This window comes from Dapis hubbardiae BLCC-M172, from assembly GCF_050016015.1.
Lineage (GTDB): Bacteria > Cyanobacteriota > Cyanobacteriia > Cyanobacteriales > Microcoleaceae > Trichodesmium.
The window spans coordinates 18,468-36,413 of the sequence record NZ_JBNHEQ010000262.1; the positions used below are offsets into that span (position 1 = coordinate 18,468).

The 17,946-nt window shown below is 38.4% G+C and carries 10 protein-coding genes; 2 read left to right on the top strand and 8 right to left on the bottom strand.

Annotation, left to right across the window (positions count from 1 at the left end; all coding sequences use genetic code 11):
• From ACP6PK_RS24295 to ACP6PK_RS24315, 5 genes are all read right to left on the bottom strand, one after another.
• On the bottom strand, positions 1-1,047 hold a 1,047-nt coding region (locus tag ACP6PK_RS24295; RefSeq protein ID WP_426563403.1), incomplete at its 3' end, for a 30S ribosomal protein S1.
• Between the two features lie 1,267 nt (positions 1,048-2,314).
• Positions 2,315-2,866, bottom strand: coding sequence for a transcriptional regulator NrdR (gene nrdR, locus ACP6PK_RS24300; protein WP_094678824.1), 552 nt, complete (start codon positions 2,864-2,866; stop codon positions 2,315-2,317).
• Positions 2,867-3,018: 152 nt separating this feature from the next.
• Positions 3,019-3,114, bottom strand: a complete 96-nt coding sequence (locus ACP6PK_RS24305) for a photosystem II reaction center protein T (protein ID WP_094678826.1) — start codon at positions 3,112-3,114, stop codon at positions 3,019-3,021.
• A 185-nt stretch (positions 3,115-3,299) separates the two neighbouring features.
• Entirely contained in the window at positions 3,300-4,820 is a 1,521-nt protein-coding gene (gene psbB / locus ACP6PK_RS24310; RefSeq protein ID WP_426563405.1) for a photosystem II chlorophyll-binding protein CP47, read from the bottom strand.
• 571 nt (positions 4,821-5,391) lie between these two features.
• On the bottom strand, positions 5,392-5,712 hold the full coding sequence (locus ACP6PK_RS24315) for a hypothetical protein (protein ID WP_426563407.1): 321 nt from the start codon (positions 5,710-5,712) through the stop codon (positions 5,392-5,394).
• Positions 5,713-5,961: 249 nt separating this feature from the next.
• Here ACP6PK_RS24315 and ACP6PK_RS24320 point away from each other — a divergent pair, with 249 nt between their 5' ends.
• The gene (locus ACP6PK_RS24320; RefSeq protein WP_426563409.1) at positions 5,962-12,315 is read left to right on the top strand and encodes an SdrD B-like domain-containing protein; all 6,354 of its coding nucleotides are present in this window, start codon (positions 5,962-5,964) and stop codon (positions 12,313-12,315) included.
• 287 nt (positions 12,316-12,602) lie between these two features.
• Positions 12,603-12,956 (top strand): Dethiobiotin synthetase, encoded by a 354-nt coding sequence (locus ACP6PK_RS24325; protein ID WP_094678834.1) that lies wholly within the window; start codon positions 12,603-12,605, stop codon positions 12,954-12,956.
• 1,059 nt (positions 12,957-14,015) lie between these two features.
• On the opposite strand, the gene ACP6PK_RS24330 is transcribed toward ACP6PK_RS24325, so the two are convergent.
• From ACP6PK_RS24330 to ACP6PK_RS24340, 3 genes are all read right to left on the bottom strand, one after another.
• Positions 14,016-14,228 (bottom strand): hypothetical protein, encoded by a 213-nt coding sequence (locus ACP6PK_RS24330; protein ID WP_426563411.1) that lies wholly within the window; start codon positions 14,226-14,228, stop codon positions 14,016-14,018.
• 1,280 nt (positions 14,229-15,508) lie between these two features.
• Positions 15,509-16,681: a molybdopterin-synthase adenylyltransferase MoeB gene (gene moeB, locus ACP6PK_RS24335; protein ID WP_426563413.1), complete on the bottom strand. Its 1,173-nt coding sequence runs from the start codon at positions 16,679-16,681 to the stop codon at positions 15,509-15,511.
• 362 nt (positions 16,682-17,043) lie between these two features.
• Positions 17,044-17,499 carry a M67 family metallopeptidase gene (locus tag ACP6PK_RS24340; RefSeq protein ID WP_426563415.1) on the bottom strand — a complete coding sequence of 152 codons (456 nt, stop codon included), beginning with the start codon at positions 17,497-17,499 and terminating at the stop codon, positions 17,044-17,046.
• Positions 17,500-17,946: the final 447 nt, after the last annotated feature.

A 17,946-nucleotide genomic window follows, 5' to 3' on the forward strand; every position in this document is an offset into this window, starting at 1 on the left:
TTCTGCTGTCGCTTCAACTTCCGGTGCTTCTACTGTTTCTGCTGTCGCTTCAACTTCCGGTGCTTCTACTGCTTCTGCTGTTGCTTCAACTTCCGGTGCTTCTCCTGTTTCTGCTGTTTCTGCTGTTTCTTCTATTGTCTCTCCTCGCTGTGCAGCCATCAGTTTTTCCCTAAACTTAGCTGCCATTTCCTCTGCTTGGTCGTATACCAGTTGTGGATTTTTCACCATCGCCCCTGGTTCTGGTTCTAGTTGCTTAGTTGACAAAGATATGCGACCTCTGTCAGCATCTAGATCGATGATCATAACTTTCAGTTCATCATTGACTTTTAGTACAGTGCTAGGAGTTTCTATATGGTCATGGGAAATTTCTGATATGTGCAGCAAACCACTTACACCACCAATATCTATAAATGCTCCATAAGGCTTAATACCACGAACTGTACCTATGACGACTTCTGCTACTTCTAAGCGATTCATCTTCCGCTCAACTAAGGCGCGACGATGACTTAAAACCAAACGATTGCGTTCTTCGTCTACTTCTAGGAATTTTAGAGGTAATTCTTCATTAAGTAAATCTTCTTTTGGTTTGCGCGTACTAATGTGAGAACCTGGAATAAATCCACGCAACCCTTCTATCCGAACTAGAGCACCACCACGATTCGTCGCAAATACTTGGGAACGCACAGTTGCATCTTCTGCTTGTAGTTGCCGGACTCTTTCCCAAGCCCGCATATATTCTATCCGTCTAATGGATAAAGTTAACTGTCCATCTTCATTTTCATCTGTTAAAATGAAAAATTCTCTTGTCTCATTTGACTGTAGAACTTCTTCAGGGTTTTCTACCCTATTAATTGACATTTCTTGGATCGGAATATAAGCAGCAGTTTTAGCTCCAATGTCAATTAATGCTCCCCTTGGTTCTAAACTAAATACTGTCCCTGCTACAATATCCCCAGGACTAAAGTGATAGTCATATTTATCTAGTAGGGCTGCAAAATCTTCGTGAGTAAAGCCGACTTCCTTGGCTGGTGTTTTCAAATTTATCATGCGTGTATTTTCTTGGGATTTCTCTCCTTAATGTTTTTACTTGTCTTGATAGGTTTACCTCTCACCAAATAATAGGAAATATTGAGGTTTTTTTAGCCTCTCTACTTATATTTTATAAGTTATATATGAGACGAAACTTTCCTTTACAAAAACTATGGTTTCATAGAAAAACCTATTTTTTTGTATAATTTTAGGTAAGCAACTATTACTTTTCAGGCCATTAGAGTTTTTCTAGCAATACCACTTGCCGAATCAAGGTTTGGGTATTTACTTCATTTTTTTAATAACTCTAATTTAGAGTTCGACTTACCTAGAGTGTTGATATACTCTAGTGAGGTCTATATATCAGTAGAATATAAATTTTACCGAGTCAAGCCAAGTTCCTAGACTACCATTATGATTCAAAACACTTTATTTTACCACAACTCTGAGCCTAGTTATTTTTTTTGCCACTTTTGGCCAATAACTTTTCAATTTATCTAGATGTTGGCAAAATACCTACACATATCTCTTCTATTGTCTTGGTGTCTTATGGAGATATTGAGAATATTTAGCATCATCGTAAGACCTTGCCCTAAGTTAACACTTAGTCGATCCATCCCTCTCTCTGTGAAACAGGAAACCCATAGCATTAACAAAACTGTTTGGTATTGGGTATTTCAACACTTAATAATTACCTCTTCTTATAAAGAAGAGGATTTTGCTCAAGGAAATTTTTTTCTTCTCTTGGTTGGTTGGATATGGCGTTTAACCCTCCCCACAACGCGCGTTTTTTCCTGACGGAATGCTCCGCAAACATGTCGCGTTTTCCGTCCCGGAATACTCCGCAAACATCTCGCTCCCCGTTTCATGTCGGCGACAGCCGAAAAGCGAAACGCGGAGCGACATGAATGGAGAGGCTTTATACCTTATAGCAGTTTTCATGTTTTTTAGAGTACAGAGATTTGGGTTTAAAGGAAGAAGGCTCATATTATCTAGGAGAGAAGGAAGAAGTAATGCAAGTCATGAAGTGAAAACCGCTATAATTTTCGGTAAATATCTTAACTCCAAAAATATATTTAAACTACATATATAAATATAATCTAGTTACTAGATAGTAACTAGAGTTATCGCTAAATAAACTGAAAAAATCGTACTTAGATATAAACATACTAATAATTTCAGGTATTTATCAGGGCTAATAATTAGCAGCTTGACAGAGCAGGGATTTTTAATTTTTTTTCACCTTTGAAAGCGACTTGTCTACTATTTATTGTCAAGTTTAAGACTAAGTTGTACAAGAGGCTGGTGTTTCATGATCGGGAGCATCTTGTTCTAGAGAAATGTTAGAACTTTTTGGCAAAGTCCTAGCAAATTCTAAATTATCTTTTTGATTTTGTAGATGATTTAAGGTATCTACAAAATCCCGAATACCTTGAAATTTACGATAAACAGAAGCGAAACGAATATAAGCCACTTCACTAATAGCACTCAATTTACTCAGAACAATTTCACCAATTTCAGCACTGGTAATTTCTCTCTGGGATCTACCCTGTAATTCAACCTCTATTTCATTGACAAAAGCTTCAAGCTGACTAGCTTCAATACCAGTCTTTTCGCAGGAACGGATAATACCTCGAAGTAATTTAGACTTGTCAAAAGACTCCTTTTTACCATCCCTTTTGAGCACTGTTACTGTAACAAATTCGATTCTTTCATAAGTCGTGAAACGATGCTGGCAGTTCATACATTCCCGCCGACGTCGAATACTTTTACCAGATTCAGCTGACCGGGACTCTAGAACACGACTATTTGTATGTTGGCAAATTGGACATAGCATACTTGAAATTTTTCATACATAAATAATTTTCCCCAACTCAGGGAGATGGCCATTGGTTATTAGTTATTGGGTTATGAGTGCTGGGCTAAGAACTCAGCACTCATAAGTTATCAAAAAGGCAATTTTTTTGATAGGAAACTCATCAAGAATGATTACTTTCCAATCCTAGGTGGATCGCGGAAGGCGATCGCAAAAAATATTACGCCTAAGGCCAAAGCTAATACCAGTATATAAGCTGTACTTTCCATAAGGGAATTTCCTGAAAATCCAATTCTTTATTAGTTTACCAGTTGATAGCAAATAAAAGTCCAACGAAAATACTTTGTAACTTTTTTCAAAGTAATCGTTGGACTTTTATCAAATTTGAAGATTAGAGATACTTATTTGGCCATCATTGTCTTAATGCCAAATTTTAGTATTTCTTTTGTTATGTTTACTCCCTACGGGTACTCAAGTCACCCAATTTCTGGAATAAACCAAACTCTACTTGTTCCTCTAGATCTGGGTCAATACCAGCAAACACATCGCGGAACAAAGTCCGGCATCCGTGCCAAATATGACCGAAGAAGAATAGAAGAGCAAAACAAGCATGACCATAAGTAAACCAACCACGAGTGCTAGTTCGGAATACACCATCAGACCCTAAAGTTTCTTGGTCAAATTCAAAAGGTTGACCTCCCTGAGCTTTACGAGCAAACTTCTTAACATCTGAGGAGTTAGTAAACGTTTGACCATCAAGTTCACCACCGAAGAAAGTAGCTGTTACCCCCTGAGCTTCAAAACTATATTTTGACTCTGAACGACGGAAAGGAATATCAGCCTTAACCACACCTTCTGAATTGGTTAAAATAACTGGGAAAGTTTCAAAGAAGTTAGGTAGACGACGTACAAATAATTCCTCGCCATCCTTATCCTTAAACACAGGATGACCAAGCCAACCTTGAGCTAAACCATCACCATTGTTCATTGGGCCAACACGGAATAGACCACCTTTAGCGGGACTATTACCAACGTAGTCATAAAAGGCCAATTTTTCCGGTATAGTTTCCCAGGCTTCTGAAGCAGTTTTGCCCGCTGCTAATTCAGCTTGGACACGACGATCGATTTCTTGCTGGAAGTAACCACTATCCCACTGATAACGAGTTGGGCCAAACAACTCGATAGGAGTAGCAGCGCTACCGTACCACATTGTTCCAGCTACAACAAAGGCTGCAAAGAAAACTGCTGCAATACTGCTAGATAGAACTGTTTCAATGTTACCCATCCGCAAAGCTCTGTATAGACGTTCTGGTGGCCTTACAGATAAGTGGAATAAACCAGCAATAATTCCCACAATTCCTGCTGCAATGTGGTGAGCTACAATTCCACCAGGATTAAATGGGTTAAATCCTTCTGGTCCCCAGGCAGGGGCTATAGGTTGGGCAGAACCCGTTAATCCATAAGGATCTGATACCCACATTCCCGGACCAAATACTCCCGTCAAGTGGAAGGCTCCAAAGCCAAAGCAAAGTAAACCAGATAAGAATAAGTGAATACCAAACATTTTTGGTAGGTCTAGAGCAGGTTCTCCTGTACGTTCATCAAAGAACAAGTCTAAGTCCCAAAAAACCCAGTGCCATACAGCAGCTAGGAATAACAGACCAGAAAGAACAATGTGAGCTGCTGCTACACCTTCAAAAGACCAGAAACCAGGATTGGAAGCTACTTCTCCTGTAACACTCCAACCACCCCAAGATTGGGTGACACCTAAACGGGCCATGAATGGCATAACAAACATTCCCTGACGCCACATGGGGTTTAGGACTGGATCGCTAGGATCAAAAATTGCTAGTTCGTAAAGGGCCATTGAGCCAGCCCAACCTGCTACTAGAGCAGTGTGCATTAAATGCACTGAAATTAGTCGTCCTGGATCGTTCAGAACAACTGTGTGTACCCGATACCAAGGTAGCCCCATTGACTACACTCCTCCTGTAAGTGATAACTATTCTGAAAGCTTTTTTATTTTCGTTGTTATGCTCTCTTCAAAAATAAATTGTTCCAATATTGGTCCTATCATCGAGATTATTTCGGACAGAATGGCCAAATTTACCAGATGAGTGCATAAAAATTAAAACTTTTTCAAGAATTGTATAGAGTTTTGAAGTTAATAGTCAAGTAAATTGAAGAAGGAATAAGGACATAGTATTAGTTGTGGATATTCACTTAGTTTTAGCTAGTTCCGTCTTAACAGTAATGGCAACTGCTATGTAAGCATTTCCTACGGAATGCTGCGCAAACAGCTGTCAGCTCTCAGCCATCAGCTATGAGTTATTAACTTATCCTGTTTGTCAGAAGGAATTAATCTCCAAAAAGTGAAATATAAAGAATAAAGATCATCAACTAATTTTAATCAGTCCTGTACATTGGCTCGACTATTAGCTGACTGCTGAGGTTCTAATAGCTGAATGCTTAGACTGCCATAGCAATTTCTACTGTACTTAGAAAGAAATTAGCAAACTTTTGACTTTTATATTTTGCCTCTTGGCTTAAATATGGTGAGTTTGACAAATGGCTGAGGTATTGGCAAGATATTCCAAGACTTTTTCGGCATCAATCAAGCGAGTCAATACAACGTTACCAATATTTTGATTAGAAGCAGATTGTTGAGCTTCAGCAGTGGGATAAACTTCGACCATTAGGACTGCATCTTCGACCCGATGGAGCCACATTTGTTCGTTTTTATCCCAGAGAGAAATTGACATTTTTTTAATATCGGGTGGCCGTCTCCAGGCAATTTCATTCCACAGGCCACCGACTGTCCAGATTTGACCTATTGCCCATCCCTCTGATAAGAAGAAGTATTTCACAGACTTTGATTGGGTTAACTAATTTATTAAAAAGTTTATCAAAAATAAGAATATTGAAAATATCTACAAATAGATATTAAGTAATGTTAAAAAAGTCAGGCTATTGGCTCGAAAAGATGAAAATTTAATGTTTTTTCTATAGAGTTATTTCTATTTGGATTTATATAATTAAATTCAACTTTATCAACTACAGAATTTAAGTTGAAGTTAGGGAAAAAATAATATAAACCAGATTCAGGAATATTGATTATGAACCTTTTAACTGCCAACCAAAATGATAATATTCTCTGTCAAAATTCTGCAAGTAATGGTTTTTTGGTAAGTAGGCGATCGCCTGGTTTTGGGATGTTGGTAGTTATTGACTCCAGGGTGGAAAATTATGGGATGTTGGTATCGGGGGTTTTACCGGGGGCAAAGGTTGTAATTCTGGAATCTGGTGAGGATGGGGTTAGACAGGTAAGTAGGGCGATTTTTGACTATCCGGTTTCTAGTCTGCATATTGTTTGTCATGGTTCACCTGGTAGTTTGCAGTTGGGTAATACTCGGTTGAGTCTTGCGAATTTGGCAGCATACGGAAGGGAGTTGGAAAAGTGGGGAGAGGCGATAGGAACTGGTGGAATATTATTGTATGGTTGCGAGGTAGCTGCGGGAGATATTGGGGCAGCTTTTGTGGAAAGGTTGCATGAGTTGAGTGGGTTAGGTGTTGCTGCTGCTTTTGGGCGTGTTGGTAGTGCAGAGTTGGGCGGTAGTTGGGAACTTGGGGTTAAGGTTGGGAATGTTGGGGATGGTTTGGCGTTTGGGGAGGAAGTGCTGGTAGGTTATGGTGGAGTATTTGCTGAAAATTCAAGTTCAATTTTTGCCTCCCAGATAGATGTAGGAAACGATCCCCCTACAAATATTCAGCTAGAAGTCCTTGATATAGATCCTGCTAGTACAGGGCCTGTACCCATACGCAACCTCATCACCACAGACCCCGACGACAATAGTTTCACCTATGCTTTAGTAGCGGGAGAAGGAGATGAAGACAACAACTTACTTCAAATCAGTGGTAACCAACTCCTTGTTACACAACTTTTAGGATTAGACTCTGAAACCAACCTATTCTTAGACTTTAGAGTCCAAACCACCGATAGTGCTGGAAATTCCTTCGAGAGAAATTTCAGCATCCCAGTTGGTTCTCGTCCTAGATTCACTATTGAAGAAGTTGAATCAGCTACTGTAGGTATTCCTTACAATCAATTAATTACTACTTCCGATGCTGATACCCCCCCAAACGAACTAGAAATTAGTAGTATTGAAAACCTGCCTGACTGGTTAAACCTAACTGATAATGGAGATGGAACAGCTAGTCTCACAGGCACTCCAGATGACAATGATATAGGCAATTTTAACATTCAACTAACAGTTACTGACTCAGATGACTTCGCTAACACTCAAAGCTTTACATTAGAAGTAGTAGATGACCAACCACAACTCGGTAGTATTAGTGGGGTGAAATTCTCAGATAATAATGGAAATGGAATCTTAGATGAAGGAGAACTAGGTTTAGGAAATTTCACAATTTACCTAGATTCTAATGAAAATGGAATCTTAGATGAAGGAGAACCACAAACATTAAGTGATAGTATGGATGGTTCTTACTCATTCAATGATTTACCACTGAATAACTACACGGTAAGAGAACAACAGCAACAGGATTTCTTACAGACTACCCCAGAAACAGTAGCAGTCAGTCTTACCTCAGACCAACCTGATCCTACTGTTAATATTGGTAATACTTTCGGTTTTAGTGGGCGAAAATTTAACGATCTTAATGGTAACGGTATTTTGGATGAGGGTGAACCGGGATTACGTGAGGTCACTATATATATAGATATCAATAACAACGAAATTTTGGATGATGGTGACATTTCTACTACTACTGACGACCAAGGTAATTACAGATTATTCACCAGCAGCGATATACCAAATGGCACATATTTTGTCAGGGAATTAGCACAAGAGGGTTTCCAGCAAACTACTTTAAATCCGGTAATTACAATTGATGATGGAGAAATATTAAATGTTGAGGATACTTTTAATGTCAATTTTGGTAACCAGCAGCAACAAGTACAGGGCCGTATTAGTGGTACAAAATTCAACGACCTCGACGGTGATGGAAATTTTGACCCTGACGAACCTGGAATACCAAATGTAACAATTTACCTAGACCAAAATAGAAACGAAGTATTTGACCAAGACGAACCATTTCAATTTACAGATATTGATGGGAACTATCGTTTCGATAACCTTACTCCTGGTGAATACATTGTTCGGGAAGTTGTACCACTAAATTTCAGACCGACTCTTACTCCCCAACAACCAATTACTATTACTGCTGCTGGCGAAAATGTTCCCGACATTAATTTCGGTAACACTACTAATATTGCTGGAATTTCTATTACTCAAACAGATGGTAGAACCAACGTTACCGAAGGTCTAACAACCGATACCTCCTACCAAATAGTTCTCGATAGTATTCCTGATGGCGTAGTTAATATAGCGATCGCTCCAGATAATCAAACAAATCTAGGTGTAGGACCAGGTATTCCCATAACACGAAGTTTTGACAGCACAAATGCTCTAACTCCTCAAATTATTAACGTCACAGCAGTAGATGACGATGTAGCGGAAGGCCCTCACTTTGGCAACATTACTCATAGCGTCACCAGCATTGATGACCCAAACTATAACAGTCAAACAGTACCATTTACCGTAGATGGCGAACCATCACCATTTGTCGTCACTGCCAACATTACTGATAATGACACTCCAGCAGTTTCCACTTCTGTAACTACTACCCAAGCTGCAGAGGGAGGTTTCACTGGTGCTTACTCTCTAGTGTTGACCACACAACCTATCGCCCCAGTTACTATCAATTTTGAGACAGGAGAGGAAATTCAAGCTATAGACCCCATTATTTTCGATTCAACAAACTGGAACTCAGAAAGACTGATAACGGTTACAGCGATAGACGACTTTGACATAGAAGGAGACCATTTTGGTATAATTAATCATCTTGCTACCAGTACAGGTGGTGATTACAACGGTATAAATATTTTACCAGTTACAGTCGATATAACTGATAATGATCTTGCCGGAGTTTCTATTAACCCCACTGATATTGAGGTAACGGAGGGTGGGGCCACAGGAAGTTATGAAGTTGTTTTGACCACACAACCTACTTTACCAGTTAGGATAGACTTTGATACAGGAGACCAAATTCAAACAATAGACTCTATTACTTTTGACGATACTAACTGGAATGTAGGGCGTTCTATAAATGTTACTGCTATAGATGACTCGAGCGCTGAAGGAAACCACATCGGTACTATTCGTCATATAGTTACCAGTGAGGATATGAATTACGACGATCTGGAAATTTCCCAAGTCACTACTAATATTACAGATAACGACACTCCAGCAGTTTCTATCCGACCTCTCAGAACTAATGCTACCGAGGGTGGAGAAACAGGAAGTTATGAAGTTGTTTTGACCACACAACCTACTTTACCAGTTAGGATAGACTTTGATACAGGAGAGCAAATTCAAGGCATAAACTCGATTACTTTTGACAATACTAATTGGGATAGACCTCAACCAATAACAGTTGCAGCTTTCGATGACTTAATTGCAGAAAACAACCACATTGGTACAATTAGCCATCAAGTTATTACTACAGATGAAAGTTATGCTACTGTTCAAGCTTTACCAGTAAGAGTAGATATTACAGATAATGAAACTCCTGCTGTTTCTATTACTCCTCAAGAAACAACTGCTACAGAAGATGGAGTTCCGGGTAGTTATGAAATAGTATTAACAACAGTTCCGATAGCAGATGTTACTATTAACCTGGTTCCAGATAATCAAGTTGAGACTGTTCCTGCCTCTATCACCTTTACCCCAGAAAACTGGAATATTCGTCAACCAATAACAGTTTCAGCAATAGATGACGATATTCCAAATGAAGAACAACATATTGGCAGAATTACTCATCAAGTTATTAGTGGTGACCCTAATTATAATAATCTCACAGAAATATCCCAAGTCACAGTTGAGATTACTGATAATGACGCTGAAATTGAAAACCCACAAGTCATCATTAATGAATCTGATGGCAATACAATTCTGACTGTTGGAGAGTCTGACACTTACGATATCCGTTTAGACCGTAACCCCACTACTCCCGTCGATATTACAATTACCCCACCTCTTCAAATTAATCTTGGTGCAGGTGCAGGTATTCCGATTACCCGAACATTTAATGAACAAAATGGAATTACTCCCCAAACTGTTACAGTTACGGGAGTTAATGATGGTAACTTTAACATTAGTCACACTGCCAGTATTAATGGTACCAACCTAGAATTTACAGTTGATGGAACACCTACAAATATTGTTACTGCTAATGTGATTCCAATTACCCCAGAGCTTGGTAGTATCAGTGGGATAAAATTTCAAGATGATAACGGAGATGGAGAGCAAAATCTTGGCGAAGTAGGACTGCCTAATTTTCAGATTTATCTCGATGTTAACCAGAATAATAATTTCGATCCAGACGAACCGAGCGCTATAACCGATAACGATGGTAGCTACGTTATTACAAATATTCTGCCAGGGGAATATCCTCTGCGGGAAGTTCAGCAACCAGGTTTCACTCAAACTACCCCTAACCAAAATGTTACAGTTACAGTTATAGCTAACGAAAATCTTCGAAATCAAAATTTTGGTAATGCACCGCCAGCTATCCCAGGTACTCTCCAATTTAGCGCCCCCAGTTTCAGCGTTGATGAAAATACACCCACTAATAATGCTATAGTTACAGTAACTCGGACTGGTGGCAGCGATGGAGTTGTCAGTGCTGATATTGATATTACTGATGGTACAGCGAATCGAGGTAGTGATTTTGGCGACCCTGTTCCTGAGACTATTTCCTTTGCAGATGGCGTGACTCAACAAACTGTTAGTATTCCAATTATTGATGATAACTCGGACGAGAATACAGAAACTGCCAATTTAAGTTTAACTAATGTGACTGGTGGAGCAAATGTTGGTCAACCTGCTACTGCTACTTTGGAAATTATTGATGATGATCCCCCTCTCATTGCTAACCCCGATACCGCTAGCATAACTCAAGGAGACCAACCTATAACTATTAATGTCTTGGCAAATGATGAAGGGAACTTTCCAGAGATTATCGCTGTTGATAATTTGAGCCAAGCTGGAAATAATGTTACTATAGATGGTATTAACAACCAAATTATCTATAGTCTCGCTCCAGGGTTTACAACTACCGAACCTTTCACAGATACTTTCAATTACACTATTAGCAATAACCCAAATACTCCTAATTCTACGGCTCCAGTCAGCGTTGTAATTAATCCACCACTTGCATTTCCAGGAAGTATCAGTGGAATTACATTTAACGATATTAACCGCAATGGTTCCCTCGATCCAGGAGAAACTGGATTACCAAACGTTACAGTTTTCCTAGATACTAATCCAAATGATACTCCTGACTCCAACGAACAACAAACTGTTACAAACGAGTTTGGTATCTATAATTTCTTTGACTTATCACCAGATAATTATACAGTCAGAACAATTTCTCCTCCTGACGCTACTCTCACAACTGCAGCAGAGATTTCTGTTCCCTTGTCTTCTGCTCAAAATGTTAATGATACTAACTTCGGTTATCGTTTTCCCAACCCAGGTACTCTCCAATTTAGCAACCCCACCTTTAGGATTATCGAAGGTACGCCGAATGCTATAGTTACAGTAACTCGGACTGGTGGCAGCGATGGAGTTGTAAGTGCTGATATTAATCTTACCGATGGTACAGCGAATCGAGGTAGTGATTTTGGCAACCCTGTTCCTGAGACTATTTCCTTTGCAGATGACGTGACTCAACAAACTGTTAGTATTCCTATTTTTGATGATGAATTAGACGAAAATACGGAAACTGCCAATTTAAGTTTAGCTAATGTGACTGGTGGAGCGAATATTGGTCAACCTGCGACCGCTACTTTGGAAATTATTGATGATGATCCTCTTACCACTCAGGTGTTAGGGTTTGAGGAGTTTCCCAATTTTGCTCGTATTCCTCCTATCCCAGTTAATACTCCTCAAGGTTCTGCCAACCTTGGATTTTCTAGAAATACTGTAGCTTTAGCTAGTCGGAATATACCAGGAGGTGAGGGAAGATTTAATGTTAATCCCACTATCAATAATACTGTTATTGCCTACGATACTGGTAATGCCATTAGAATTGATTTGGATGATATAATTACTCAAGTAGGTCAAATTCAATCTGGTAGTATTTTCTTTGATTATGCTTCACCTAACAGAATTCATACTGTAACATTTTTCGGTGCAGATAATCAGCAAATTGGAGAACAACCTTTACCCCAGACTCCTCCTGGTCAATCCCCGAATGATTTTAGTAATTTTCGTCGTCAAGATATTATAATTCCAGGGGGTACTCAGTTCATTGAGATTGGTAGTCAAGCAACTGAACTTGGTATTGATAATTTACAGTTAACATTACAAACAGAAGACTTTTAAAAGTTTTTGTTTGTAGTTTGGCTCTAGCAAATGGGTTATATCAAATCCGTTTGCTACGGTTCCCGAGAAATCGGAGTAACAAGAAACCGGGTTTGTGGGAGAGCAATGGTAGGGACGTTACATGCAACGTCCGTACAAGGGAATTTGAGACAAACCCTGTTTCTCTGCTTTTTTATACCTATACTACCGGATTTGATCTTAGAGCCAAACTACGAGCGTATTTCTTAGAAGGGGATGTTTTACCCAACTACTAAAATTAATATTATCAAGACAATTCTACTTTTAATATGGATTACGAAACCGCCCGTCAATTTATCATTGACCAAGGAACTGCCCTAGAAACTACAATTAACCCCGATGCTTTTCTCATGCGTCTCGACCAAGGCAAACCTCCCATTCCAGGTCAAGTAACTAACATTTTGTTAGCTCTAAAAATTTCTTTTGAAACATTACAAGGAGACCCCCTTCTAGACCGAGAATTAGTTGCCGGATTATATTTATTAGCAATGGAAAGCTTAAAATTATTTGAAGCAGGCAGACGAAAAGGAGTTATGTGGCCACCACTTTTAAAAGAAGATATTGAACGAATTTCAATTGCTGTGAAAAATATCTTTTCTGGAGTTTGGTCTGAAGCAAAATAAGTAAGCATTCAGCTTTTTTAATGAATTAGAGCATTAAGGTTATACCAATAGAAAAAAAGAATGTTAGTAAGCATTCAGCTATTAGCTGTCAGCCATCAGCAATAAGACTAGGATGAGTGTAGTTAAGATTAATTCTGGCTCAATAGAACTCTGGTCTTACAGCCGTTTTCCTGCACAGTAGACCACAGTAGGGGCGTTTGCGGAGCATGACCTTAGGAAATGGCATTACTCCTTACAGGGTTTTGGTTATGACGGTGTGGTTGATCAATCAGCAAAAGCGCTGTAAGGGCTGGGGTTTAAATAAAGCTTTTATGTAAAATGAAAAGCAATAGCTGATAGCTAACGGCTGACGGCTGAATGCTTACGAATGTTACTAATAGTAAGGGGGATAAAAATATTTTTCAGAAGATTTCCCTTTGACAAAAAAGATAATTTCTGAACTAAAACATGGTATTAAAGGCATTCCCATACGACTCCTGACTCCTGACTCCTGAGTCCTAAAAAATCCCCTAGTCATTTGTAGCAAACATTTATCAAAATGGTATTAGGAGATGGGAAATAGGAATAATATCAAATCCGGTAACATCGGTGTAATTCAGATAAAGAGTGTGGGAAGGGTGGGAGTGTGGGGAGATGGGGAGAGCTAGGAAGATTTGGGAATGCCTGAAGATGGAATATTTTTTATACTGAATTAAGCGGATTTGATATAATGTTCAGGAATTTGTAGTCAGATAACTATCTCAATCTCTTGATAAGAATTCCTCTAAAAAAGTTAATTAGCTGATAGCTTAAATCTAAATACTTACCCCGATAAAGTTGATTGATTTTCAATTCTGAAAAAAGGCAAAATTCAACAGGTAAAAGTTAATCTATATTGTAAATTAGGTAAGAGCTACCTGCCATATCTATTACAAAATAGAGAAATACCAGACTTTTCCAAAATTCACAATTTTCTCAGAAAATCTGGTAATTTTATAGGGATAAATGTTGACTCTATGTTGCAAAATAACTTCGATCAAAAATAAATTTTATCTCGTTGTTTACTCACAGTTATTCACATTATCTCCTGAAATCCTTTTTCTCAGAAATACTTTCTAGAGATGCTAAAACTACAGGTAGTTCTGCTAAGAAAGTTGCCACTATTACCTCATCTTGGCAAGCTCTATGATTACTTATAGTCGTCTCTTTGTCTGAAACTTGATAACTCATAAGGTGTTGATTAAAGTTGTAAGTTAATATTGATTGTTTAGGCTGTGGTGCAATTAAAACCATGACTTTCACCTCCAGTCGATTAATTTAGGGAAGCCTTAGCTTTTTTCCCTACTTCTATCATTACCGATTTTGAACCTGATATTAAAAAAATGTAAAATAGCTTTACAATTGCTAGGGATCAACAAGAAATGGAAATTTGCTGAGGGGTAAAAGACTTGAGATTCTCCTACTCAAAAATTAAATGCTCAAACTTTACCCAATAATTAAGGTTTAATATATAATCCGGGTAATTAGTTATCGTATTGCGGAGGAGTCAGTCCTTGTAGGGGCGTTTCATGTCGCGCAGCGAAACGGCCGTTAGCTTCGCATAACTATCGTTAACGCCCGTACAGGAGTTAGGAGAAATATTGGATTTGAACTATTAAATTATATAATTCCTATTTAATAGAAAACTTGTCTTAATCAAGAAGCAGTTTTGCAATTACTGTATAACCGGATTTTATATAAAGCCTTTCACTCGCCGTGGAGAAACAATGAATTTATTTTCCTTTTATTCAATCCTATCCGTTTTAGGGAGAGGTAATTATCAATTATCAATTATCAATTATTGAACTGATATTATGTCTCTTTGAATACCCAGAATAAAAACTTTCGGGAACAGGGAGTAGGGAGTAGGGAGTAGGGAGTAGGGAGTAGGGAGTAGGGGGAATTTTGTTTCAGGGCATTCCCTCCGAAAAGATACTCTGTTGAAAGAGAATAATATTTCTATTATGACTAATTAATAAGACTTGATATTAATCAATATTGAGTCAAAATACTAGAGACTATCAAAAAACGAGTAGAGTACGGAAGCCGACTGATTGACAATGTAAGGAATTAGGGAATATGAAAAACCATAAAATGTAATTTTACTGCATTACCAAACCAAGATATCCCCTAACAAAAATCAGAGTAATTTTTGAAACTGGTATTCAAAATTGATTAGTAGACAGAGGTTAGAAGGGAGTTCATTAATGGATAATTATTTATTACTTGATAATGAATTAATTACTAATTATAAATTGGTAAGTATTCAACAGCCAGCTATCCATTTCTAAGACACATCTTTAATTTCCGACCACAAATTATATGGGTTGACAACTCAGGTCTATGGTTGAAAATGTAGTAGAAGTTAAAAGAGTCCCTGCTTCATTCATTAAAAAGTTGGGAGCTGACTGCTGAGGTGCTAATAGCTGAATGCTGACCAAGGGAGAAGGTTTTTTCTAACTAATTTAATTATCGCAATTGATATAAATTTTAGCTTTTTTATTCCTTCTACCTTCTACCTTCTTAGTTCTGAATTAATATTGAGGCACAGAAGAATCTATTTCCTGACTCCAGGCAGTAATTCCACCTTTAAGATTAGTACCCTCAATACCATTCTCCTTTAAAATACCTAAAGCTTTAGCCGATCGCCCGCCCATCTTACAATGAGCAATTAAACGATGACTATTCATTAATTCCTTAACCTTTGCTACACCAGAACCCTGCTCAATATCTGGTAATGGTACTAAAACAGACCCAGGAATTTTGGCAATTTCATATTCATTAGGGTTCCGCACGTCAAGTAAAACAAAATCATCTGCCCCACTATCCAATAATTGCTTCAAATCTTGAACCGTCATTTCTGGAATAGCCATCTTACTTTCTGCCTCCTGTGCTTTAGCTTGAGGAATGCCACAAAACTGTTCATAATCAATCAACTTTTCAATAACAGGTCGTACTGGATTAGGGCGCAGTTTCAATTCCCGGAAAGTCATATCTAGGGAATTATAAAGTAATAATCTACCACTCAAAGTTGTACCTTCACCCAAAACAATTTTGATAGTTTCGGTTGCTTGGATAACTCCAATCATTCCCGGCAAAATTCCTAACACACCACCCTCTGCACAGGAAGGTACCATTCCTGGGGGCGGGGGTTCGGGGTAAAGGTCGCGGTAGTTCGGTCCACCTTCATAATTAAAAACAGTTGCCTGACCCTCAAAGCGGAAAATTGAGCCGTAGACATTAGGTTTATTCAGAAGCACACAAGCATCATTAACCAAATAACGAGTCGGGAAATTATCAGTACCATCCACAACCACATCATAAGACTTGAGAATGTCTAGAGCATTTTCAGAACTTAGCCTGGTTTCGTAAAGGTCAACCTGACAGTGAGGGTTAATTTCGTGAATCCGATTTTTAGCAGATTCAATTTTTGGCTTACCCACCCAGGAAGTACCATGAATAACCTGTCGTTGTAAATTGGAATGATCGACAATATCGAAATCTACAATTCCAATATTTCCAATTCCTGCTGCTGCTAGATATAACAATAGTGGAGAACCAAGACCGCCCGTACCTATACATAGAACTTTGGCTGCCTTGAGACGTTTTTGACCATCTAATCCTACTTCTGGTAGAATCAGGTGGCGCGAATAACGTTGATACTCTTCTGTATTTAACTGGATTTCTTCCAGATTCGGATTTAACATGACAATTTAGGTCTAGATATTTCTGAAATAAATAGTGTTGTATGATTTTCTCTCCCGCTAAACCAGAGATTTTAACGGGAATTTCTCAACCTTACGGGATAGTAGTTCTCTGTTTCACAGGCTAATGTCTCAGCCTTAACAAACTACAACGATGAGACTCACCGCCGTTTTTTCTCAAAATTTCTAGCTATATCAGGCGAGTATTAGCTCTATTCCTGATGCTATTTAATTTGCTGCCCATTAATTAAGCACCCGTTAAATAAAAGATTATAGCGAGAGCTACCTTAAGGGTTCTACCTTGGAAAGTTATAGTAATTTCCTCTCAAAATTACTTACATTAAACCTGCTATAGACCTTATTGCTTATCTTTTAACAATTTCTTCTGGTTGAAACTGATGATTATCGTCAAGAGACCAACTAAGAAAGTCAATAGTTTTGCCTTTTTCCACCGAGAGGATAATATAGGAATATTCTGGCCAGGCGTAGGTACGGTCAAATTCTGAGGGGATAGCTGGATAGTCTGGGTGGGAATGATAGATGCCAATGATGGAGAGGTGGCGTTCTCTTGCGGATTTCATTGCTTTGAGCATTAGTTCTGGGGATATGGCATATCTTTTTTCTTCTGTAAATTCTTTTTGTTCCGGCCAATATTCATCTGCTTCTGTTTGCCAGGCATTTTCAGCAGGCCAGACTTCGATGACTGTTTTTGTCTGTTGGTTTTGCTGACCTAATAGTAAGCCACAACATTCATTTGGGTAGGATGTTTCGGCGTGGGTGGAAATTTTTTGGAAGTGGGAGGGGGGGAGTATTAGGGGCATTTGTTTTGATAAGTAGGCAATAGTAAAGTAAGAAGAAAAAAAAGGAAAATAGAAACCATAACTAAAATCTAGTTTTGAGTTTCATCATCGTTAAATACAATAAGTACCTGAGCAAAATTATTTACCTATTTTAATTCTCTGCACTTTTTAGAAGGCAAAGAATTTAGCTTGTATAGATGTGTAATTAATTTTGCACGACCACTTAATAGGATTTATTATCCTTTTTTAGATTCATCAAGTGCCCACTTTTTAAGGTCGTAAGCTTCTAACAACCGTAAAGATTCTCTGCCATCGAGAAGGCAATAATACCTTGGATTGGAAGGCTGTGTTGCAAAAACTTTCAACATTTCGATAACTGAGGATGTAATGTCGTGACAGTGTTGAACAACTAATATCGGGACTTTAGCAAATTTCAAGCCCAAACAAATCCCAAACTCTCTTTATGAG